Annotated in this window: 19 protein-coding genes; 17 read left to right on the top strand and 2 right to left on the bottom strand. The window is 59.0% G+C overall.

Annotated features, from left to right (window positions below; all coding sequences use genetic code 11):
* Nucleotides 1-104: 104 nt before the first annotated feature.
* Complete coding sequence (locus tag CXQ93_RS13050) at nucleotides 105-632, top strand: MarR family winged helix-turn-helix transcriptional regulator (protein WP_104110982.1); 528 nt, start codon at nucleotides 105-107, stop codon at nucleotides 630-632.
* On the opposite strand, the gene CXQ93_RS13045 is transcribed toward CXQ93_RS13050, so the two are convergent.
* A complete protein-coding gene (locus tag CXQ93_RS13045) occupies nucleotides 629-1,651 on the bottom strand; it encodes a LacI family DNA-binding transcriptional regulator (RefSeq protein ID WP_258069003.1) in 1,023 nt (340 codons plus the stop codon). The two genes, CXQ93_RS13050 and CXQ93_RS13045, sit on opposite strands and share 4 nt — an antisense overlap.
* A gap of 331 nt (nucleotides 1,652-1,982) precedes the next feature.
* Between CXQ93_RS13045 and CXQ93_RS13040 the strand changes: the two genes are divergently transcribed.
* The 6 genes from CXQ93_RS13040 (at nucleotide 1,983) to CXQ93_RS13015 (ending at nucleotide 8,225) form a co-directional block, all read left to right on the top strand.
* Nucleotides 1,983-3,209, top strand: coding sequence for an ABC transporter substrate-binding protein (locus CXQ93_RS13040; RefSeq protein ID WP_258068992.1), 1,227 nt, complete (start codon nucleotides 1,983-1,985; stop codon nucleotides 3,207-3,209).
* Between the two features lie 65 nt (nucleotides 3,210-3,274).
* Nucleotides 3,275-4,243 (top strand): carbohydrate ABC transporter permease, encoded by a 969-nt coding sequence (locus CXQ93_RS13035; RefSeq protein ID WP_104110860.1) that lies wholly within the window; start codon nucleotides 3,275-3,277, stop codon nucleotides 4,241-4,243.
* A 9-nt stretch (nucleotides 4,244-4,252) separates the two neighbouring features.
* Nucleotides 4,253-5,113 carry a carbohydrate ABC transporter permease gene (locus CXQ93_RS13030; protein WP_104110859.1) on the top strand — a complete coding sequence of 287 codons (861 nt, stop codon included), beginning with the start codon at nucleotides 4,253-4,255 and terminating at the stop codon, nucleotides 5,111-5,113.
* 49 nt (nucleotides 5,114-5,162) lie between these two features.
* Complete coding sequence (locus tag CXQ93_RS13025; protein WP_256939670.1) at nucleotides 5,163-5,957, top strand: ThuA domain-containing protein; 795 nt, start codon at nucleotides 5,163-5,165, stop codon at nucleotides 5,955-5,957.
* A complete protein-coding gene (locus CXQ93_RS13020) occupies nucleotides 5,954-7,111 on the top strand; it encodes a Gfo/Idh/MocA family protein (protein WP_258068991.1) in 1,158 nt (385 codons plus the stop codon). The genes CXQ93_RS13025 and CXQ93_RS13020 overlap by 4 nt, the downstream gene beginning before the upstream one ends.
* Nucleotides 7,112-7,403: 292 nt before the next feature.
* Nucleotides 7,404-8,225: an MBL fold metallo-hydrolase gene (locus tag CXQ93_RS13015; RefSeq protein ID WP_104110858.1), complete on the top strand. Its 822-nt coding sequence runs from the start codon at nucleotides 7,404-7,406 to the stop codon at nucleotides 8,223-8,225.
* Nucleotides 8,226-8,776: 551 nt separating this feature from the next.
* Here CXQ93_RS13015 and CXQ93_RS13010 read toward each other — a convergent pair.
* Nucleotides 8,777-9,781 carry a hypothetical protein gene (locus CXQ93_RS13010; protein ID WP_104110857.1) on the bottom strand — a complete coding sequence of 335 codons (1,005 nt, stop codon included), beginning with the start codon at nucleotides 9,779-9,781 and terminating at the stop codon, nucleotides 8,777-8,779.
* 240 nt (nucleotides 9,782-10,021) lie between these two features.
* On the opposite strand from CXQ93_RS13010, the gene CXQ93_RS13005 reads away from it, so the two are divergent.
* The 10 genes from CXQ93_RS13005 to CXQ93_RS12965 all read left to right on the top strand — a co-directional run bounded on the left by CXQ93_RS13005 (nucleotide 10,022) and on the right by CXQ93_RS12965 (nucleotide 21,505).
* Nucleotides 10,022-11,809: an ABC transporter ATP-binding protein gene (locus tag CXQ93_RS13005; RefSeq protein ID WP_104110856.1), complete on the top strand. Its 1,788-nt coding sequence runs from the start codon at nucleotides 10,022-10,024 to the stop codon at nucleotides 11,807-11,809.
* Nucleotides 11,809-13,554, top strand: a complete 1,746-nt coding sequence (locus tag CXQ93_RS13000) for an ABC transporter ATP-binding protein (RefSeq protein ID WP_104110855.1) — start codon at nucleotides 11,809-11,811, stop codon at nucleotides 13,552-13,554. Before CXQ93_RS13005 ends, CXQ93_RS13000 begins: the two co-directional genes overlap by 1 nt.
* A gap of 171 nt (nucleotides 13,555-13,725) precedes the next feature.
* Nucleotides 13,726-13,869, top strand: coding sequence for a hypothetical protein (locus tag CXQ93_RS20670; RefSeq protein ID WP_181036152.1), 144 nt, complete (start codon nucleotides 13,726-13,728; stop codon nucleotides 13,867-13,869).
* A gap of 75 nt (nucleotides 13,870-13,944) precedes the next feature.
* Nucleotides 13,945-14,991 (top strand): LLM class flavin-dependent oxidoreductase, encoded by a 1,047-nt coding sequence (locus CXQ93_RS12995; protein WP_104110854.1) that lies wholly within the window; start codon nucleotides 13,945-13,947, stop codon nucleotides 14,989-14,991.
* A 196-nt stretch (nucleotides 14,992-15,187) separates the two neighbouring features.
* Nucleotides 15,188-15,664 carry an N-acetyltransferase gene (locus tag CXQ93_RS12990; RefSeq protein WP_104110853.1) on the top strand — a complete coding sequence of 159 codons (477 nt, stop codon included), beginning with the start codon at nucleotides 15,188-15,190 and terminating at the stop codon, nucleotides 15,662-15,664.
* 54 nt (nucleotides 15,665-15,718) lie between these two features.
* Nucleotides 15,719-16,651 (top strand): sensor histidine kinase KdpD, encoded by a 933-nt coding sequence (locus CXQ93_RS12985; protein WP_104110852.1) that lies wholly within the window; start codon nucleotides 15,719-15,721, stop codon nucleotides 16,649-16,651.
* 5 nt (nucleotides 16,652-16,656) lie between these two features.
* Nucleotides 16,657-17,346: a response regulator transcription factor gene (locus CXQ93_RS12980; RefSeq protein ID WP_104110851.1), complete on the top strand. Its 690-nt coding sequence runs from the start codon at nucleotides 16,657-16,659 to the stop codon at nucleotides 17,344-17,346.
* Nucleotides 17,347-17,540: 194 nt separating this feature from the next.
* A complete protein-coding gene (locus CXQ93_RS12975) occupies nucleotides 17,541-18,584 on the top strand; it encodes an ABC transporter substrate-binding protein (RefSeq protein WP_104110850.1) in 1,044 nt (347 codons plus the stop codon).
* A gap of 31 nt (nucleotides 18,585-18,615) precedes the next feature.
* Nucleotides 18,616-20,364: an iron ABC transporter permease gene (locus CXQ93_RS12970; protein WP_104110849.1), complete on the top strand. Its 1,749-nt coding sequence runs from the start codon at nucleotides 18,616-18,618 to the stop codon at nucleotides 20,362-20,364.
* Nucleotides 20,342-21,505 (top strand): ABC transporter ATP-binding protein, encoded by a 1,164-nt coding sequence (locus CXQ93_RS12965; protein WP_258068990.1) that lies wholly within the window; start codon nucleotides 20,342-20,344, stop codon nucleotides 21,503-21,505. Before CXQ93_RS12970 ends, CXQ93_RS12965 begins: the two co-directional genes overlap by 23 nt.
* Nucleotides 21,506-21,672: the final 167 nt, after the last annotated feature.

Genomic DNA, 21,672 nt, shown 5'->3' with positions numbered 1-21,672 from the left:
GCGAAGTGACTCACGGACATCCCCGCGAATATGAGTTGCTATACAGATCATCTTACTCAAATATGATCTGTTGTAAAGCGTAGATATCCGTTATGATGGGTGTCATGAGCAACACAGCAACCGCCGCACAGCCGCACAGCAGTCCCGACGAGGATTTTGGGTGGACGCTGGGTGTTCTTGTGCGGAACTACCAAAACGCCACAAACGCTGCCATGGGCGAATCTGTGGGCGAGTTTCCCCATGGGGCTCGGGGTTACCAGGTTCTGGTGGCCGTTGTTAGCGGTGAGCAGCCCAATCAACTGGCGCTTGCCCAGCACCTGGGCATTGATCGAACCGTCATGACGTACCTGGTGGATGACTTTGTGAAGGCTGGCCTGGTTGAACGTCAGCTCAACCCCGCCGATCGCCGTGCCCGCATAGTCGTGGCGACGGATTCTGGTCTTGCGATATTGGCTGATCTGCAGCAGCGGGTGGCCGAGGCTGAGCTTGCGGTCTTGGGGGCACTTGCCGACGACGAGCGGGAACTGTTCCGCTCACTCTTGCGCCGCGTAGCCTGCGATGTCCCCATTGTTTCCGAGCATGATCTGGGTGCCTGCGAGGCTGTTGAGAAAATGCTTGGGGCGAAAGGCTAGCTCTCTACGGCCCTATCCGGGGCCATGGACATGGTGGCTCCGGGGGAGTACGAGCAGCCGATGAGCACTTGTGGAAGTGGCTGATCCTTCTTTTCGAGTTGATCAATCAAGGCGTCAACGCCCAGCCGGCCCAGTTCATCGGCCGGAGATATGAGAACAGCCATTTCCGGTTCCGACATGCCAGTGGTGTCCAGCGACGACGCGAGGGCCAAGATGGAGATGTCCTGCGGAATGCGGTAACCAGCCTGTTGTAACCCGGCCACGAAACCAGGCCCGGCATGTTCATTCATCATGAGCACACCCGTGGTTCTGGGGTGCTTGGCGGCAAGTTCGCGGGCCAGCTCGCGGCCACCCGCAGATGAGTGCAATCCGCTCATGATAGATCCGGTCAGGCCGCGTTGTGTGGTGACTTCCCCAAATGCCTTCCGTGTTCTGGCCACGGGGCCATACCCGCCGAGCAGTTGGTTTCCGATCCCGCCGTCGATCAAGACCAAGTCTGTGTGTCCCAATTGGACGAGCCGGTCCACGGCATTTTCGACAGCGGCTTCAAAGTCAACGTCAACAAAGGGGATGCCCGTGGTTTCCCGAGTGCGCCCAATCAAGGCAAACGGCACATTGCTTTTGGAGAGCTCGCCCACGCGTGGGTCATCGAGCTGGACCTCCATCAAGACCACACCATCTACCAGGCCTGATGACGTGAGCTCCGTGACTCCCTCGGCGTCGTTGCTCATGGGCCACAACACCAGGTTGTAACCTCGTAGCCTGGCTTGATCGGCGGCGCTGGTGAAGAACTGAATTGATGTGGGTGAAAAACGGTGCTGCAGGGCTGGGTACAGGAGCGCCAACACATGGGTTCGGCCTCTGGCCAGCGCGCTGCCAACAGCATTGCGGCGATAGTCCAGATCTTTCATGGCCGCTTCAACCTTGGCGCGCGTTTTGGGTGAGACGGGCTTGGAATTGTTGATGGTGAATGACACGGTCGCCAATGACACGTTCGCCAAATTAGCCACATCCTGCATGGTTGCCACGCTGCTCCTCCCGGTTGCTCTGGCTCAAAGCTACCCCACGTTGCCCGAGTCATAAACTGCCGCTCCGGCGACACAAAGTAAAGCGCTTTAATTTTTTCCTTGACAGGGAACTCAGGTCCGAGGCATGATCAATGTCACACCTAAAGTAAAGCGCTTTACTTTTGAGGTAACAAGTCCATATCCCGCAATTTTTGTGGCGTGATATGGCCCCAAACATGACGCATGGGTGCTGCCCGGGGAAAAGAGCATCCGGCCGGGACAGCCTGAAGTAACACCCAAGAATTGCACCACCTGCAGCACATTAACGAGCAAAGGAGCTACCGTGAACAATCAGAAAAAGGCCCGCTGGAGCAAGTTCTTGGCCCTAGCGGCCATCACACCCCTCGTCCTGACGGCCTGTGGTGGGGGTACTACCGCCAGCTCGGGCGATGCGACCACCTTGACCTTGATGGACTACTACAACAATGACCCTGACAAGGGCCTGATCCAGAGCGCCATCGACAAGTGCGCCACGGACATTGGTGTCACCATTACCCGTGAAGTAGTGCCGGGCAAAGACCTCATCCAGAAGGTCCTACAAAAATCTTCTTCCAAGACGCTGCCGGATATTTTGATGCTCGATAACCCGGATGTACAGGAAATTGCCTCCACCGGTGGACTGGCCCCGCTCAGTGACTTCAAGGTAGATACCACCGGATTCGCCCAGGGCATGCTCGACGCCGGAACCTACGACGGCGAGGTGTACGGCCTTGCCCCCACAGCCAACACGCTGGGCCTGTTCTACAACAAAAAGATCTTGGCTGACGCTGGCCTGACCCCACCTAAGACTTGGGATGAGTTGAAAACAACTGCCAAGGCTCTGACCAGCGGCAGTCAATATGGCATGGCGTTTTCAGCCGTCGCCACCTATGAGGGCTCCTGGCAGTTCCTGCCGTTCATGTGGACCAATGGTGGAAGTGAAACCGAGCTGGATTCGACCCAGAACAAGGAAGCGCTGCAGTTGTGGAAAGACTTGGTCGACGACGGCTCTGTCTCCAAGGGTGCCATCAACTGGGGCCAAGGAGATGTTAAGGATCAGTTCATGGCGGGCAAGGCGGCCATGATGATCAACGGCCCGTGGCAGATTCCCGCGCTCAACGAGGACGCTTCCTTGGAGTGGGGATCCGTACAGGTGCCTGTCAATAAGGCCGGCCAAACGCCCATCGCGCCTTTGGGCGGGGAAGTGTGGACCATCCCGCAAACAGGGGATAAAGCCAAGCAAGCTAAAGCAGCAGAATTCATCAGCTGCCTCACCGCTGGTGACACGCAGGTGACCCTCGGTGCCGAGCGCTACACAGTGCCCACCAAGCCGGAGTTGGCCAAGGAATACGTTGAAAAGATGCCGGATATGGCCGCCTTTACCGAGCAGATTGCCAATGCCCGCTCACGCACGGGCAATCTGGGCGCCGAGTGGCCCAAAGCAGCAACCACCATTTACACGGCCATCCAGTTGGTTCTGACGGACAAAGCCACAGTTGATGAGGCATTCGCCCAAGCCGCCAAGGGCTAACGCCAACACCATTTCGACGCCGGTTCTGCAGCCCCTTGTGCTGCGGAACCGGCAGAGAGGCCACCATGACTTCCCTATCAACAGATCCGGCAGTTGCATCCAGCCAACGGTCCGGGGCGACAAGCGAGCAAGGTGCACCCAAGCGTCGCCAAGGCTTTTGGGCCCGCGAAAACATCACCAAGATCCTCTTTGTGGTCCCGGCCGGGCTCTACCTAGTGCTCTTCTTTGGCTACCCCGTAGTCAAGAACCTCATCATGAGCATGCAGGACTACACCACCAAAACCTTCTTTACCGGAGAAGCACCGTGGGTGGGGTTCCAGAACTATGTCACAGTGGTCAGCTCCAACTTGTTTTGGCCTGCACTGCTTAACACAGCGCTTTTCACCGTTGCCTGCATTATTGGCCAGTTCGTCATCGGCCTTGCGCTGGCCTCCTTTTTCAACAGGCATTTTCCGCTGAGCCGCTTCTTGCGGGCCATGCTTCTGCTCCCGTGGTTGCTGCCGTTGATCGTGGCCAGCGCAACCTGGCGTTCCATTCTTGATCAGGATTCGGGAATTCTTAACCAGTTCCTGGGAACCTTTGGCATCCCTGCCATCCCGTGGCTGACCAGTCCCGACGTAGCGTTGCTTGCCGTCATTCTTGTCAATATCTGGGTGGGCATTCCCTTCAACGTCACGTTGCTGTACGGCGGCCTCCAGGACATTCCCGAGGAACTCTATGAAGCCGGAGAACTGGATGGTGCCACCGGATGGAAGGCATTCCGCCACATCACGTGGCCCAACCTTCGCCCGGTTGTCAGTGTGGTGCTCATCCTTGGAGTGGTGTACACCATCAAGGTTTTGGACATCATCTTGGGCTTGACGAACGGTGGCCCGGCCAACGCTACCCAGACGATTGCGGTGCGTTCCTACCAAGAATCCTTCGTCAATTTCGAGTTCGGGGTGGGTGCTGCATTCTCCAACATCCTGATCCTCATTTCCCTCGTATTCGCCGTCATCTACCTGCGGGCCAATCGCCGCGCTGTCGATGAGTAGGAGCCCTCAATGACTACTGCACCACTGAATCGAAGCAGCGTCCGCGGGAGTGCGCTGCGCCGTCGAGCATTAAAAACCCGGGGATCAACACTCCTCGGCATTCTCTTCCTAGCCATCATGTTGTTCCCCATCTACTGGATGGTCAACGCCTCGCTCCAGCCCTCCGGCAACACGCTGTCAGCAGACTTCTTCCCCTGGAACCCAAGTTTTGATGGCTATGAAAAAGCCATCGCAGATCAAGGACGCAACCTGCTGACAAGCTTGATCATTGCGCTGGGAGCCGTGGGGGTTACCTTGGTCATCGCAGCGCCCGCTGCCTACGCGCTGGCGCAATTCAAGTTCCGTTGGATCAGCTGGGCCATGCTGGCCATTCTGATCGCCCAGATGATTCCCGGGGTGGTTATTGCCAATGCCCTGTACGCGGCCTATAACAATCTTGGACTGCTGAACTCCATTCCGGGCCTCATTCTGGCTGATGCCAGCCATGCTATTCCGTTCGCCATTTTGGTCATGCGGGCATCCATGATGAGTATCCCGGCCTCAATTATCGAGGCGGCGCGTGTCGATGGGGCGGGTCAAATCAGGGCCTTTATCTCCATCGCCATGCCCATCGCCAAGAATGCGCTCATCACGGCTGGACTGTTTGCGTTCCTCTTTGCCTGGAGTGATTTCCTCTTCGCTCTGACGCTGACCACCACCGATGAGGTTCGGCCCGTGACGCTGGGTATCTACCAGTATCTGGGTACCCAGGTTTCAAATTGGAGCGCCGTCATGGCAACCGCCGTATTGTCCTCCCTGCCGGCAATCGTGCTCTTGGTGGTGGCACAGAAGTATATTGCCGCGGGCGCCACCGGTGGAGCCGTGAAGTAACACCGCCGCACAAACTCACTTAATTTACGCAAGCACCATGAAGAAAGCGATGACAATGTCTGGAATCACCAGCCCCGCAACACCTATCAAAGTGGTTGTCTGGGGAGAAAATCGGCACGAACAAGTTGAGCAGAAGGTCCGGGACATCTACCCGCACGGCATGCACAGCACCATCAAAGAAGGCATTGAAGAGAACCTAGGCGCAGACGCGCAGGTGACCACGGTGACCCTTGATGATCCCGAACACGGACTGACCGAGGAAGTCCTTGCGGCCACCGATGTCCTGGTCTGGTGGGGTCACGCCGCCCACGACGAAGTAAGCGACGAGGTGGTGGAGCGTGTGCACAAGCATGTTCTGGCCGGCATGGGGCTGCTGGTGTTGCACTCCGGGCACTGGTCCAAGATCTTCGGCAAGCTCATGGGCACCTCCTGCACACTGCGGTGGCGTTCGGAGCAGGACCGCGAGTTGGTGTGGACAGTTGACCCGACCCACCCCATCGCCCAGGGCATTCCGCACCCCTTCATCATCCCGGCCCAGGAAATGTACGGCGAGTACTTTGACGTTCCAGCCCCGGACGAGCTCATTTTCCTGTCCACCTTCACCGGCGGAGAAGTCTTCCGCAGCGGCATGACCTACCGCCGTGGTTTCGGCAAGATCTTCTTCTTCAGCCCCGGCGACCAGGACTACCCGGTCTACCACCAGAAGGAAGTCCGCAAGGTCATTTCCAACGGTGTGCAGTGGGCCAAAACGCTTCGCCCCGAACGCGCCGAGCCCGTGCTACTGCGCTATGACACGGAAGATTTCTACAACGGCCAGGGCTACCAGGGAGCGATTTCACAGTGACCACCTTCGCCACCTTTGATACCCCCGGTCCGCTCCGGCTGGTCCAAGTCGGTGCCGGCGGCATGGGCAAGGCTTGGATCGAGGCGATCACGGCCAACCCCGATGTTGAACTGGTGGGCTTGGTTGATCTCAACACGGACACAGCCCACCAAGCGCTCGCCGAAAAGGGCATCGAGGGCGTAGCAGTGGGTACCAGTGTCGGCGAGATTGCCGCCGCAACCGGTGCTCACGCCGTCGTCAATGTCACTGTTCCAGTGGCCCACCACCCCGTCAACGTCGAGGCCATGTTCGCCGGCCTGCCGGTGCTGTGCGAGAAGCCGGCCGCGCCCACCGTTGCCCAGGCGCTCTCGCTGGCGGCGGGTTCTGAGGCCAGCGGTCAGCTACTGATGATTAGCCAGTCCCGGCGTTACTTCAACTCGCTCGCCCAGCTCAAAGCGGTTACGAGTGAGTTGGGTGAGGTGGGTGTCATCACCACCGAGTTCTTCAAGGCCCCCCATTTTGGCGGGTTCCGCGAGGAGATGGACCACGTCTTGTTAGTGGACATGGCCATTCACCCCTTCGACGCCGTCCGTTACCTCACGGGGCAGGACCCGGTGAGCGTGTATTGCGAGGAGTTCAACCCGGCCTGGAGCTGGTACAAGAACGACGCCGCTGCTACCGCCATCTTCGAGTTCTCCAGTGGCCTTCGCTATGTGTACTCGGGCTCGTGGTGCGCCGATGGTGCGGAAACGTCGTGGAACGGGCAATGGCGAGTCAACGGAGAACGCGGCACCGCTGTGTGGGACGGCGAACAGGCTCCCTTGGTTGATGCCAGCGACGCGTCCGGGGGGGCGCTGGCAGTTCCTGCGGCAGCCGATGGCCCCGAGCAGATTGCCGGCTCCCTCGCCGAGTTTGCCTCAGCGCTGCGCACGGGCGAGGTGCCTGACGGTCAGATTCACTCCAACGTCCACTCCCTGGCCATGGTTGAGGCGGCCGTTCAGTCCGCCGAAACCGGCCAGCGGGTACGCATTGATGACGTGTTGCAGGCTGCCTACACGCAAGCCTTGGAGGCCGAAAAGAATGCGGAGGTCAAGGCCGTCTTGGCCGCGTGGGGATCGCCTCTGGGCAGCTTTACCAGCAGTCTTGACCCCAGTCTTAACGCCGTCAGCCGCTAGGAACAGCCGCTGGAAGGCAAGGGCCGCGTAGGACAGGAAGGCACTGTTCTGCGCGGCCTCATTGCGTCCAGCTGGTCACCGTTCAAGTAGGGCCCGGGGCTATTTGTCACTAATCCGAAGTTCTCGTCACTAGCGTGTTATCAGTCTGGAATGGCCTCTTGGAACATCCTGTCAGAAGTCGTCAGGACAACAGCTCCGGCCCGTAGCGGAACGTTATCTGCGGCAAGCGTTCGTCTCTGGCTATGCCGAGCCGCCTCAGATTAATCTTGCCGGTCGGCGTACCATCGGAGGCATGTCGTGGGAAGAAGTAGCATCAGGCGTTTTTGTGAAGCAGATTGGCTCGGATGACGTGAACGTGGCCGCGATTGTCGGGCCGGCGGGAGTGACGGTTGTCGACACCGGAAATTCTCCGACTGAAGCGCACGATATCGTCAACGATTTGACGAAACGTTTCAGTGTCCCGATCGTCGGTGCCATCAATACTCATGCTCACTACGATCACAGCTTCGGTAATTCCGTGTTTGCAGCACTTGGTGTTCCGGTCATCGGACACCGCCGGATTCCCGCGCACTATGACGCATTCGAAGGTCCTCGACTGGACGCCTGGTACGCCGACCCCTCGCGTGAACCCGACAAGGATTGGGAAAAGGTCGTCTTGACCCGACCGTCCGTCCTGATTACTCAAGCGACGACGCTCACCGCTGGCGGGCGTGAAATCAAGTGTCTTCCGATCGCTCGGGGACATACCGATACGGATCTGGCCGTATTCGTGCCCGACGCGAGAGTCTGGATGCTCGGTGATGTGATCGAAGAATCTGGGCCTCCTATGTTCGGCTCAGGTAGCTGGCCACTGGACTGGCCTAGGGCATTGGACGAGCTTTTGCTCAATGTGCAACCGACAGACGTAATCGTTCCGGGCCATGGGAGCGTGGTTGACCGCGAGTTCGCGACTCGGCAAGCGACAGCTTTGGATGCCGTGGCAAAGACAATTCGTGGTGCCTGGACGGCCGGGATTAGCATCGAGGATACATTGGCCACGGTTCGACTTCCCTGGCCGGAGTGGATGCTACGCTCGGCCATCGAGCAAGGTTTTTCGCAGCTATCCGTTGAGTGACGGGCAATTCCATCCGTCGGCCAAGGAGCCCGCCGCCCGTCGAATGAGTGGCTTGGCTGGTGAATTTCTAAGCGATGAGCAGGCTGTAGGATTCGGAACGCTCCCCGAAGAAGTATCGGCGGAGGAACCGGATGTTAGCGGCCAGTTGAAACTGCCCACTCGTGGCCATATGAGGTGCCCGCCGAGGCGGATTCCCTGGGTTGGCACAACAATTGAATGAAAAGTGGGGCCTTGTACGGGGCAATAATTCAGGCCCCAGTCGAACCCATTCTTCTGACTCCGGCAAACGTAGGCTTGATGCTCGCAAATACCGCCTGATTCTAGGCAAGTTCGGAATGATGCTGAACAGGACGGCCTCGTCGATGATGCGCGTCACGCGGAAATTGATATGAATTATGAGAATTCCGGGGATCAAGTTTGGACCATCGTCGCAGCTCAGAGCCTTCCGAGGCTGACAGACAGCTTGGGATCCTACTGTTCAAGACGGCTACTGGCAGACGAATGGCTCATTCGTGCAGCGCTGTCGGAGAGCCTTACGGCAGAGGGTCATTCTAGAGTTCTTCAGCCTCAAGCCGGGCCAGCTTGGTCTCGTACCGAGCCTGCCGGCGGTTTTCATGGCTTAGTTCGGTCCAGTAGGCTGCCTCGCGCGCACCGTCGAAGCAGGCAATTAGTGCGTGCAACAGTTTGTTTTTGGGCCGTGCCGCCAACTTGTATTCCAGCGGTGCCATGTGAGCCGACTGAGGTTTGCGGAAAATCAGCAGCAGGGAAGGAGTCAACCACAGGAAATAGCCCAGGAGCGAATGCAAGACCTGTTCGTTCTGGAGCGCCGCCACCGCCAAAGGGCTGACAACGGCCAAGGCCACCACCAGCAATAAGACCAATGAATATCCCAGGCCGACGCCCGGGCGGGGATTGCTGCGATACACAGAGAGAGCCAAGGCGGTTAGTGCGGCGGTGGCCACTGCCAGCAGGATCAGAGCTACGAGGGAGACCACCAGCAGTAACGGCGGGAAGCCGCTGTTGAAGACTAGCGGGAAAACGGTAAATACGAGGCCGCTGCCAGCCCACCACAGCACCAATTTGGCTGTCTTTGCCGGTTCCACGCGGATCTGATGCTTGGCGGAAACTCCCCACATGCGCTCCCAGCGGTGGGTGTGCAGGCGCATGGCGGTGGTCAGGTGAAACTCGACAATTTCGCGTTGCACTGCTGCATCCCGCTGGCGCACGACAGAGAAGATGACCAACATCAGACACAGCAAGCCGAGGAAAAACTTCGGGCCGGATTCCGGATCCGATGGAAGAAAAAACACGTTGTGCAAAGCCATCCACATGGTTGCTGCCGCCGCGATTCCGACCAGCAAGGTTAAGAGTTCAAGAAGCTCATCCAACGCCATTACTTGAGCCTGATTAGCCATACCCAAGGGATTACGGCCACTAAAGACCAGCGCCACCAGAATGGTCGCCGTGGCGCCGATGATCCAGCCGAGAAAGAGGAGAGTGAAAATCTGCCTCCGTTGGCTGCGTTTTTCGCGGTGAAATTCCGTTACGGCAGCCATGGAGTGTTCCTGTGCAGCGGCCAATTCCGTCCCCTTAATTGCCCCTATCCGGTGATCCTAGTCGAGCCCGTTCAAAGAATGTGGGTTCCTGTTGGATTCCTGGGGACACGTGTACTAGGGTGAATGATTGTGAGATAGATAACGCAGCCCCCGCCCCGCGCCGATCGCTCCGCTTTAATCGCGGATTGCCGGATCGCGCCTGACATGCCTGCCAATCCACAATTTCGTTAGAAGGCCGTAGTGCGCTCGTTTCCTTACAAATCCGCCAAAAAACCTGACCTCCGCTCACCGGGCCGCTATCTCCTGTGGCTGGCGGGTGCCCAACGTGGCACGCTGTGGCTGGGGATCTTCTACGGCTCCATCTGGACGGTGTGCCAGGCGCTGACCCCTTATATTCTGGGCCAGGCCATTGATCAGGGGATTCTGCCCGGCAACTTCGCCCGGCTCTCCGGCTGGGTTGGACTGCTAGTGGGGCTCACGCTTGTCCAGTCAATCTCAGCCACCCTGCGCCACCGCGCCGCAGTGAGCAACTGGATGCAGGCGGCTTACCGTTCCTCACAAGTGGTGGGTTACAAGGTCACTCGTAGTGGGGACGCGCTGCCCCAAAAGTTTTCCACCGGTGAAGTGGTTTCCACCAGCGCCTCCGATGCCATGCGCATTGGCGAAATCTTTGACGTGGCGGCGCGCCTGGCCGGATCCCTGGTGGGTTATCTACTGGTCTCCTACTTGGTCTTCCAATCGTCCTGGGAGCTTGGTGTGGTGGTTCTTGTGGGTGTCCCGCTCTGCGGTGCTGGCCTGCTCTTCGTGATCCGTCCGCTCCAGAGGCGCCAGAAGGATCAGCGTGAAGCGGCCGGGCAAATGACGGCGCTCGGAGCCGACACCGTTGCCGGACTGCGCGTGTTGCGGGGCATTGGTGGCGAGCAGATCTTCGTTGAGCGCTACCGGGAACGGTCCCGGGCAACACAGCTCGCCGGGAACAAGGTGGCATATTCGCTGGCCGATTTGGACGCTGCCCAGGTATTCGTCGTCGGCGTCTTCAGCGTCGCCTTTACCTGGATCGGCGCCCTGCAAGCCGTATCGGGTCAGATCGAGGTCGGTCAGCTCGTGGCGCTCTATGGTTATGCGGTCTTCTTGGTCTCGCCTATCCGCACCGCCGCCGACGCCGTCTCCCGCTTCATTCGCGCCCACGTCGGCGCAAAGCGCATCATCGATGTCTTGTCCACGCCCTCTGCCGTGCACGACGCCGAGACAACAGTTCCGGCACCATCGGCACCTAGCGCTTTGGTTGATGCGGTGACGGGTGTGATGGTTTCGCCTGGCGGACTCATTGCCGTTGTCTCGGGAGATCCGGAACAGTCGGCAGATCTTGCCCGGCGGTTGGGTCGCTTTGAAGATGCCGTGCTGCGTGAGGCCGAGGTGCGGTGGGGTACCGAAGCCCTACACATGATGCCGCTGCGCGAGGTGCGCTCACGCATTGTGGTTTCCGACGCCGAGCCCCAGCTGTTCACGGGAACCCTTCGCGAGGAACTGGACCCGACAGGGGAGCACACGGACGCCGAAATCATGGCGGCCATTGATGTGGCCAGTGCCGACGATGTCTTCGATGGTCTTGAAGACGGGTTGAATGACCAGGTCACGGAGAAGGGCCGTAGCTTCTCCGGAGGTCAACGCCAACGCCTAACTCTGGCGCGCGCTGTGCTGACGGAGGCCGAGGTGCTGGTGCTGATTGAACCGACCAGCGCCGTCGACGCCCATACCGAATCACGTATTGCCACGGCGCTCCGCGGCGCTCGCAACACCCCCGGGCACACCACCGTGGTGGTCACGGCCAGCCCGCTACTGCTGAGCGCCATGGATACCGTGGCATTTTTGAAGGACGGTCGGTTAGTGGCCCAGGGTACGCACCGGCACCTGCTGGACACCGTGCCCGATTACCGCCAGGTGGTCATCCGCGGTGAAGGCATGGATGGGCACAGCAGCGAGGGCGAACTTGCAGGAAACAACGGTATGCACGGAGGGGACAACTAATGGCTGAAACAAAGCTTCCTGTGGCAAATTCCGCCCAGGTTAAGTCCGAGGGTTTACGCCTCATGGGCATGCACAAAAAGCCGCTCGCAGGCGTTGTCGGCCTGTACGGTGTGGCCGCCGTTGCCGGCCTGGCTGGGCCGTTCCTGCTCGGTCGGCTGGTGGATGCCATCAGTGTTGGTACCACCACCGGGTTCGTGGCCATGGTGGCACTGGCGCTCGCCGGGTTTGTCATTGTCCAGACGGTGCTTGCCCGGTGGGCGCGGCGCAAGGGCATGATTTTGGGGGAGAAGGTCTTTGCCCAGCTGCGCGAGGAATTCATGGAGCAAGTCACCTCGCTGCCGCTGTCAACGGTGGAAAAAGCAGGCACCGGTGACCTGGTCTCGCGCACCACCAATGACGTGGATGCGGTGTCGCATACGGTCCGCTTTGGTGTGCCTCAGGTGCTGGTCTCCGTGGCGACCATTGCGCTGACGGTGACGGCGGCGGTGCTCACAAGTCCGCTGGTTGCCGTGGCGCTGCTCATTGGTGTGCCGCTGCTGGTTCCTGTCACCCGCTGGTACCTCAAGCGCGCCACCCCCGGGTATTTGGCCGAACGGGAGAGTTATGCCGGTCTCAACGGGGCCATCACAGAGACTATTGAGGGTGCCCGCACCGTTGATGCGCTAAGTCTAGGCCAGCATCGCCGTGACCGGATCGACGCGGCGCTGCGCAATTGTTTTGAGAAGGAAAAGTACACGCTGGGTCTGCGCACGGTCCTATTCCCTGTGGCCGAACTGTCCTTCTGGCTGCCCGTTGCAGGGGTGCTGTTGTGGGGAGGCTGGCTGTCCTCGCAGGATCTGGTGACCACTGGCATGGTGGCCACGGTTGCGCTGTATGCCATGCAGCTTATTGACCCCGTGGACACCTTGATCATGTGGATTGATGAGATCCAGGTGGGCGCATCCTCGCTGGCCCGGATTGTGGGTATTCGCGATGTCAAGGCTGACAGGATTGCCACTGATGCCGTGCCCGCCGACGATCTGCTGGTGGTGGACGATGCCCGCTACGCATACCGCCCCGGGCACAATGTTCTGCACGGCATTGACCTGACGCTGCGGCCCGGGGAGCGGCTGGCCATGGTGGGTCCTTCCGGCGCTGGCAAGTCCACGCTGGGCAGGTTGCTGGCCGGGATCCACGGCCCCACGACCGGTTCGGTGACTGTGGGCGGAGTGCCGCTGGTGGACCGCCCGTTGGATGAATTGCGTGGCGAGGTGGCCCTGGTGTCTCAGGAGCACCACGTGTTTGTGGGGACGCTGGCGGATAACGTCCGCTTGGGTAAGGCCAACGCCACTGACGCTGAGATCGAAAAGGCATTGGCCGACGTCGGATCCCTGGCTTGGGTGCGAGCCCTCCCCAAGGGCTTGGCTACTGAGGTGGGTTCGGGTTCGCACACACTGACGCCGGCTCAGGCGCAGGAGTTGGCGCTGGCACGGCTGGTGTTGGCCGATCCGCATACCCTGGTGCTGGATGAAGCCACCTCGCTGATCGACCCGCAGGCCGCCCGTGATCTGGAGTTTTCGCTCAGTGCCGTGTTGGAGGGGCGGACAGTGATCGCCATTGCGCACCGTCTGCACACCGCGCACGACGCCGACCGGGTCGCCGTTGTGGAAAAGGGGCGGATCACGGAGCTGGGATCGCACGATGAACTGTTGGCACAGGACGGTTCTTACGCTGCGCTGTGGCACTCATGGCGGCAGGACGCCTGACCCCCAGACGCTCCATCAGCGATTGGGGTGTTTTCCGGATCGCTCCCAAAATTACCGGCGGACGCCAACCCTTTTAGTGCCTTGGAAACAGGCGTAACGTTTCACATGGGGCAGTTTTGGCCGGGCGGCCGGAACCGAAACGGGCTTTTTCACAGAAGAAGGTTGAGAGTAATGCCTGACAAACAGCCGCACCATCACGAACATAAAAAGCAGGACAAGGGTCATGTCATCAAGGCCAAACGCGCGCTGAAGAAGGCGCGTGGCGCGGTCGATGAGTCTGCCGATCCGGTGGCTCACATCACCAAGAAGCGGTAGCGTCCGCTGCGGAACGCAGACTGGCTAGATGCATACGCATGGAATAGCCGGGCTGCGTTTCCCGTTGTCACCGGTATGGAAACAAACTTCAAGAAACGCATCGGCTTCCTCTCCTTTGGTCACTACGGCACAGGACGCGGCTCCCAGACCAACTCGGCCGCTGACGCCCTGCATCAGGCCATTGACCTCTCCGTTGCCGCCGAGGAGTTGGGCATTGACGGTGCTTTCTTCCGCGTTCACCACTTTGCCGCACAGCAGGCGGCTCCCTTCCCGCTGATGGCAGCGATTGCTGCTCGCACCAGCCGGATCGAAATTGGCACCGGCGTCATTGATATGCGCTATGAAAACCCGCTTTACATGGCAGAGCAGGCCGCGGCCACGGATCTTATCAGCGATAGGCGGCTGCAGATCGGCGTGAGCCGCGGGTCACCCGAGCCCGCCGCCAACGGCGCAGCGGACTTTGGGTATTTCCCGCTCGACGGCGAAACGGATGCGGACATGGCCCGCCGCCACACGGCAGCCTTTCGGCACGCCATTTCCGGTGCCGGCGTAGCTGAGCCCGGTGAACACGCCTACACGGGTGGGGACCGGCTGTTGCGCATTGAGCCACAATCAGCTGGGCTCTCCGAACGTATCTGGTGGGGTGCCGGATCGCGCGCCACGGCTGTGTGGGCGGCACAGCAAGGCATGAACTTGATGAGTTCAACCCTGCTCACTGAAGACACCGGTGTGCCCTTCGATCAGCTGCAGGCCGAGCAGATCCAGCTGTTCCGCGACGAATGGGCCAAAGCTGGGCACGGCTTTACGCCGCGGGTCTCGGTCAGCCGCAGCGTCATCCCCGTGGTGGACGATCTGGACCGCAGATACTTTGGCCTGCGTGCACAGGCTGACAACAAGGACCAGGTGGGCATGATTGACGGCCTCCTGTCCCGGTTCGGCAAGAGTTACATGGGAGACCCGGAAGAAATCGCCCGCGATTTGGCGCAGGACGCCGCCGTTCAGGCCGCGGACACCCTGATGCTCACGGTACCCAACCAGCTTGGAGTCGCTTACAACACGAAGATGTTGGCGAACATTGCCGAGCACATTGCCCCGGCTATTGGCTGGAAGCCGAACGTATAGATAGCCGAGAAACCGGAACGCCACGCAGGGGCATGCGGTGTGAGGTAGCTCTGGGGTTTGGGTAGAGGCAAAGATACGGAAGAGCGCAGCCATCGGTAACTTCCTCGCCGGAATCGATCCGATAACCGGATACCTCTCCGACCCCGTAGGCCTAACGAGACTGCCCGATTCAAGCGGGACCACATACGCTGGATGCATGCCTATTCGTCTTGAACCTCTGGACCCCAACAGTTTCACTCGGTGGGCGGAAACAAGCAGCCGCGAGTATGCGGCCGATCTCGTGTCATTGGGTGCCTTGTCAGCGCAGGCGCGAAGCCAGGCAGAAGCTTCGCTTCGCGACTCGTTCCCAGAAGGCCGCACGGGTGCAGATAACGCCGTATTTAACCTGCTTGATGACGCTGGCGTTGGTGTTGGTTACATCTGGGTTGGCCGGGACCGTTCCGATGATCCCACCTCGTGGTGGGTGTGGGACATACTCGTAGACTCCGAGAACCGTGGCAAGGGATACGGCAGAGAGGGTATGAAACTCGCAGAAGAGTATGCCCGCTCACGAGGGGCCACCACGCTAGGATTGAACGTTTTTGGCTTCAACAAGTCAGCTCGCAGCCTATATGAGTCACTCGGATACGAAACCACAAGCGTCAAAATGCGCAAAAGTCTCGTGCCGGACTAGGGCTAGAAGTGGCGATTGGATGGGTGTGACCTCTGTCATGGGTAGAATGTCGAGGTGCTCCGCCCCTCAAACCTCAATGCCCCAGATGATGTCTTATTAGACGTCAAGCTGTGGCGCGCCATGGGGGTCCTTCCGCTCACTTTGGCGATGGTGGCGATACTGACGCTGGTTCTGGGTATCCTTGCCGACATTCACGGCCTTCTGGCATGGGGAGTACCGCTCACTGTGCTGGCCGTTGGTGCCGCACTAGCTGCGCTCTATATTTTGGCCAGACGTCGCCAGATCGGAATGATCACCAATGCCCATCTGCGCACTCTTGAGACCCGGCGGGCGGATCAAGTTTCAATGCTCAGCCACGAGATTCGCACACCACTAGCCGTGATCAAGGGATCTGCAGAATTGCTCGTGGAGGAAGGGCCTGGGCCGCTAACTCCGAAGCAACAGTCATTTGTGCTCCGTATCCTGGACAATTCCGAACGCATGGCAAATTTGGCGGAGCAGTTACTGACCCAGGCCCGTATAGAGGCCGGAGTTTTCGAAGTGCGGCCCGCGGTGGTAGATGTACGCAGTTTGATGCGCAACATCGTTGAAGACCTGGTTCACGTCACCGACGCTCCAATAGTTCTTGATGCGCCCGGTGCGCCCGTACGAGCCAACGTCGATGCCGCACTTATTAGGCAGGTCGTGACAAATTTGGTGATGAATGCGGCCCGCAGCAACCATGAACTGAGTCCGGTGCAGATTCGCCTCACTTCGGGAGAAGGCCAGCTGCTGGTCTCTGTCAGTGATGGCGGATCCGGGATGAGCGAAGAGCAGCGGGACAGGCTCTTCAGGAGATTTTCCAGTGGCCGGCCCTTGGGCAATGGAACAGGCATTGGCTTGTACATCTCCCAGCAGGTCATTGAGTTACACGGGGGACGGATTTTTGTTGACACCATTACCGGAGGAGGAACAACAATGATGTTCACCCTGCCACTGAAAGCGTAAGAATAATGTCCGTAAACGCGCCATTGGTGTTTGTTGTTGATGACGAGCCCGCCATGCTCGATATTGTGACCTTTGCTTTGGAAACCCAAGGGTTCGTATACCAGTCGTTCCGATCGGCGGAGGCTGCCTGGACAGCCATGCGGAACACGACCCCTGACCTCGTCGTCTTGGACGTGATGCTCCCAGGAGTTTCCGGAATCACCATGTGCAGACGCATCAAGGCCAGCACTCAAGTGCCGGTTATTCTGTTGACAGCCAAAGGAGAGAGTTCGGACCGGATTGCCGGTCTTGAGGCGGACGCGGACGACTACATGGTCAAACCGTTCCATCCTCGAGAGCTTGCCCTGCGCGCCCAGCGTCTAGTTCGCCGTCAGTCAGGTCCGGGGCAGGCCATTGCAGCTGGCCCATTTACGTTGGACCCGGCAGGGGACAGTGTCATGGTGAATTCGGTGCGCGTCCCGCTGACACCCAATGAATTTAAGGTCATGACGGCGCTGGTTTCTCAACCCGGAAAAACGCTGGTGTTTGACCGATTGCTGCTCGCCGGCTGGCGCGAGACCGACCGCCTGGGCGGGCGACAGATGCTCAAGACCGCCGTCTACAGGCTGCGACACAAGCTCAACTCTGCAGTTCCTGGTTCAGGGGAATGCATTGAAAGCGTTAGAGGATCCGGCTACCGCCTAAACATTGACTGAGAGATCTTCTGGGTCCGACCGGCAGCACTGTGAGAGCGCTCCTCAGGCCTGTGGTCACAGTACTGTGACCATTGCCAGCTCAGCTGTGACCCAAATCATGCGCTGCCTTGCCTAACGTTGAATTCATCACCCGCACTTTCGTGCGTTCCGCTTCGTGCACATTGAAGTGCACCCGCCAGTAAGGAGCCGTTTCCATGGGACGGTACATCAACAAAGCAGCCGCACTATTCGCCGTTGGGGCAATCGCGTTAACTGGCTGCAGCGCTACCGCCGCCACCAGTGGAGGCGACGAATCACTGACATTTGTGTGCAGCCCGCAGGAAGACTGGTGCCAGGTTGTTGCTGCCGAATTCACGAAGGCGTCTGGAATCAAAGCTAACTATGTTCGTCTGAGCGGAGGCGAGGCGGTTGCGCGGCTGACCGCAGCAGGTGAAAATCCCGAATTTGATGCGTGGTTTGGTGGTGGGGCCGATGGTCATATTGCTGCCGAGGAGGTCGGGCTGATTGAGAAGTTCGTTCCTGAGAATGCTGCCAAGATCCCCGAAGAATACAAGGACCCCGACGGATTCTGGACCGGCATTTATTCCGGCGCGTTGAGCTTCTGCTCCAACACGGACGTCTTGGACAAGATCGGCGTATCCGCTCCGGAATCGTGGGACGATCTCCTGGACCCGAAGCTGAAGAAAAATATCGCCATGGCCCACCCCGGCACCTCCGGAACGGCCTACCAAGCTGTGTGGACACAAGTCATGCTCAATGACGGAAACCAAGACGCGGCCATCGACTACTTCACCAAGATGCACAGTAACGTCTTGCAGTACTCCAAGAGCGGCAGCGCTCCGGGCCAAATGGCTGGCCGCGGCGAAGTCGGTGTGGGCGTCATCTTTGCCCAGGACTGCCAGAAGTTCATCAATGAGGGATTCACTCAGCTCAAGACGACCTTCCCCAAAGAAGGCGCCACATTTGAAGTTGGTGCAGTGTCCCTGATTAAGAACGCCAAACACCCTGAAGCGGCCAAGAAGTTCATCGAGTGGACGCTCACCGCAGAAGCCCAAGACCTTGCCGCAACGGTTGGAAGCTTCAGTGTGCCCACCAATCCCGACGCTGTCATCACCGATGACATGGTGGACACCTCAACGCTGAAGCAGTTGACCGGTGATATTCGAGAAATGGGGCAGGCAAGGAACGAGCTCACATCTCGGTTCGACAGGGAAGTTGCTCCGGCACCCAAAAGCTAGCCCGACTTTCCTGTAGAACCGAAAGAATCTCATGACTATTCCATTGCTAGATTCCCCAGCCACGGGCAGGGGCCGGGCATCCACACCCGGCGGGAACGTTCGTAAGAAGCGTGCCCAGGACCCCAGCGTCATTATCCTCACCACGATCGTTTGCGCCATCCTGCTGATGATCATTGGCTTCCCGCTCTTCGGGTTGCTGTCATCGGCCTTCGCCCCGAAAGGCCTGGAGGTTCTAGGCCGTATGGTGACTGACCCTGTCAATCACCGCATCCTCGGTAACACCCTGCTGCTTGGTTTGGTTGTTGGCGTTACGGGCACGCTCGTGGGCTTCCTCTTTGCCTACGCTCAGGTCAAGGTAAAATTCCGTGGGAAACGGGCGCTACACCTCTTGGCCATGATCCCGATTGTGGCCCCACCCTTTGCCGTAGCAACCGCTGTTATCACCTTGTTTGGACGCAATGGTGCTGTCACCAACGGCATATTCGGGTGGCAGGCTGACATTTACGGGCTGCCCGGTCTGACGATTGTTTTGTCACTGTCGTTCTTCCCGGTGGCGTACATGAACATCCGAGGCATGCTGGAAAGCCTTGATCCCTCGCTCGATGAAGCGGCGGCGGGCCTCGGCGCCGGCAAGCTCCGTGTCTTCTTCACAGTCACCATCCCCATGCTGGTGCCAGGACTTGCCGGGTCCTTCCTGCTGCTGTTCGTGGAATCCATCGCCGACCTGGCCAACCCCCTGGTCCTTGGCGGGGACTACACGGTTCTTGCGAGCAGGGCATATCTGGCCGTCACGGGTGAGTTCAACATGCAGGCTGGAGCGGCGTACTCCTTGACTCTCATGCTCCCAGCGCTGTGCGTTTTCCTTGTGCAGCGCTACTGGGTGTCCCGGAAATCGGTGGTCTCAGTGACCGGAAAGCCGGCTGGCACCACGGAACTGATCAGTGCTCCGATCATCAGAGTGCCAATCCTTATTCTTGTCGGCTTCCTTGCCGCGCTCATTGTGAGCATCTACGCGACGGTGCTTGCGGGTGGCTTCATGAAGGTGCCGGGCGTCAACAACACGTTCACACTGGCCCACTACCAATTTGTTCTGAATGGCCTTGGCTCCAAGGCCATGGTGGACACCACGATCTTGGCCTTGATCGCCGCCCCCATTGCGGGCATCATGGGCATGCTCATCGGATGGTTGGTGGTGCGCAAACTCAAGCGGGCTAGTGGCCTCATTGACTTTGTCGGTATGTTGGGGCTGGCCGTTCCCGGTACCGTCTTGGGTATCGGTTACCTGATCACTTACAACACGCCGGTCAACATCTTCGGGCTGCAGGTTTTCCCGGCGCTCGCAGGCGGGTCCGCGATTCTGGCCGGAGCCGTCGCCATCGTCATGGTTTACGTAGCTAGGTCATTGCCGTCCGGACAGCGCGCAGCGGTGTCGGCTCTCCAGCAGATCCATCCGGCCATTGAAGAGGCCTCAACGTCGCTGGGTGCAGATTCAGCCACAACATTCCGTAAGGTCACGCTGCCGCTCATTCAGTCAGCACTTTTGACTGGATTGACCTTCGCTTTTGCACGGTCAATGACCACACTTTCACCCATCATCTTCCTGACGACTCCCGGCATTAAGATCATGACCTCGCAGATTCTGGCGGAAGTTGATTCCGGCCGCTTCGGTAACGCCTTTGCCTACTGCACGGTCCTGATCGGAATTGTGCTCATCGTCATCCTCATCTTGAACATCATCATCCGAAAGGTGGTCTTCCGTGGACAATCTCACCGCCGCTGAACCAATTTCCGACACCTCCGAAGCCATCGAATTCTCGCCCGCCGAAGAGAGTGGGCAGGTCACGCTATCCGCTCTGACAAAAAGATATGGCACCCGTGCCGCTGATCCTATCGCCGTCGATAACGTCGACCTGCACATCAAGGCAGGGGAATTCGTGACCCTGTTGGGTCCTTCAGGGTGTGGCAAAACATCAACACTGCGCATGATTGCCGGCTTTGAGACTCCCAGTTCCGGCCACGTCGCCGTTGACGGAGTCGACATGGTCTCAGTGGCGCCCAACAAGCGGCCCATGTCGATGGTCTTTCAGTCCTATGCACTGTTCCCGCACTTGTCGGTGCGTCAGAATGTTGCCTACGGGCTGAAGTTGAAGAAGACCTCGGAGAAACGGCTGAAGGAAGAAGTCGACACCGCTCTGACGATCATGAACCTCATTCCGTACGCAGACAGGGCGCCGCACCAGCTGTCCGGCGGTCAGCAGCAGCGGGTGGCGCTGGCCAGGGCTTTGGTCATGAGGCCGAAGGTTCTTTTGTTTGATGAACCGCTGTCGAATCTTGATGCGAAACTTCGTGTGCAGATGCGCAATGAAATCCGCCGACTGCAAAAGCGGCTCGGGATCACGAGCATCTTTGTCACCCACGATCAGGATGAGGCCATGACCCTCTCCGATCGCATCGTGGTCATGAACCAGGGGAAAATTGAACAAATTGATACCCCGGAACGTGTCTACCGACGCCCGTCGTCCATTTTCGTGGCGGACTTCATTGGGCGTGCCAACTTCTTGGACGCGACGCTATTGACCGATCCGGAGGGCCACCGGTCCAGGGTATTCGCACTTGGGAGGGAGCGTGACGTCGAAACGCACGACGACGTCACGCTCGATGGGGAAGTACTGCTCATGGTGCGTCCTGAGTCAGTGTTGCTGACCCTCAACCCGGAAGCAGACAGTGTTCACGGAGAGGTTGGGCGTGTACTCAGCGTCATCTTCCATGGGGAATCTGTTGAATACGAAGTTGAAACGGACTCCGGCAGCATCGTTGCACTTGTCTCCGATGCTGCGGCCAGCGAGATTTTCGAGGTCATGGACACCGTCAGTGTTGGCATCAAGGCCGACCGGGGGTGGCTGCTTCCTGTTGCTCCGTAAAGGGTGAGCGAATAGCGAAACACACGTGCCGCCGTCGTACTTGAAATAACGACGGCGGCACGTGGCGTTAGCTATTCTGCTGCGGTGGTAAAATCGGGAGTGGAGCAATCCCCCTTAACTTTTAGCGACACCAGACCGGCATTTAGCCGAAAGTATCGCACAAGAAA

Source organism: Arthrobacter sp. N199823, assembly GCF_002929705.1.
Taxonomy (GTDB): Bacteria; Actinomycetota; Actinomycetes; order Actinomycetales; family Micrococcaceae; genus Specibacter.
The sequence above is the reverse complement of the archived record's forward strand: the minus strand, read 5'-3'. Positions and strand labels throughout refer to the sequence as shown.

Coding starts and splice junctions, on each gene's coding strand:
- CXQ93_RS13050 (WP_104110982.1), top strand. CDS start 105: ATGAGCAACACAGCAACCGCCGCACAGCCGCACAGCAGTCCCGACGAG.
- CXQ93_RS13045 (WP_258069003.1), bottom strand. CDS start 1,651: ATGCAGGATGTGGCTAATTTGGCGAACGTGTCATTGGCGACCGTGTCA.
- CXQ93_RS13035 (WP_104110860.1), top strand. CDS start 3,275: ATGACTTCCCTATCAACAGATCCGGCAGTTGCATCCAGCCAACGGTCC.
- CXQ93_RS13030 (WP_104110859.1), top strand. CDS start 4,253: ATGACTACTGCACCACTGAATCGAAGCAGCGTCCGCGGGAGTGCGCTG.
- CXQ93_RS13025 (WP_256939670.1), top strand. CDS start 5,163: ATGACAATGTCTGGAATCACCAGCCCCGCAACACCTATCAAAGTGGTT.
- CXQ93_RS13015 (WP_104110858.1), top strand. CDS start 7,404: ATGTCGTGGGAAGAAGTAGCATCAGGCGTTTTTGTGAAGCAGATTGGC.
- CXQ93_RS13010 (WP_104110857.1), bottom strand. CDS start 9,781: ATGGCTGCCGTAACGGAATTTCACCGCGAAAAACGCAGCCAACGGAGG.
- CXQ93_RS13000 (WP_104110855.1), top strand. CDS start 11,809: ATGGCTGAAACAAAGCTTCCTGTGGCAAATTCCGCCCAGGTTAAGTCC.
- CXQ93_RS20670 (WP_181036152.1), top strand. CDS start 13,726: ATGCCTGACAAACAGCCGCACCATCACGAACATAAAAAGCAGGACAAG.
- CXQ93_RS12995 (WP_104110854.1), top strand. CDS start 13,945: ATGGAAACAAACTTCAAGAAACGCATCGGCTTCCTCTCCTTTGGTCAC.
- CXQ93_RS12990 (WP_104110853.1), top strand. CDS start 15,188: ATGCCTATTCGTCTTGAACCTCTGGACCCCAACAGTTTCACTCGGTGG.
- CXQ93_RS12980 (WP_104110851.1), top strand. CDS start 16,657: ATGTCCGTAAACGCGCCATTGGTGTTTGTTGTTGATGACGAGCCCGCC.
- CXQ93_RS12975 (WP_104110850.1), top strand. CDS start 17,541: ATGGGACGGTACATCAACAAAGCAGCCGCACTATTCGCCGTTGGGGCA.
- CXQ93_RS12970 (WP_104110849.1), top strand. CDS start 18,616: ATGACTATTCCATTGCTAGATTCCCCAGCCACGGGCAGGGGCCGGGCA.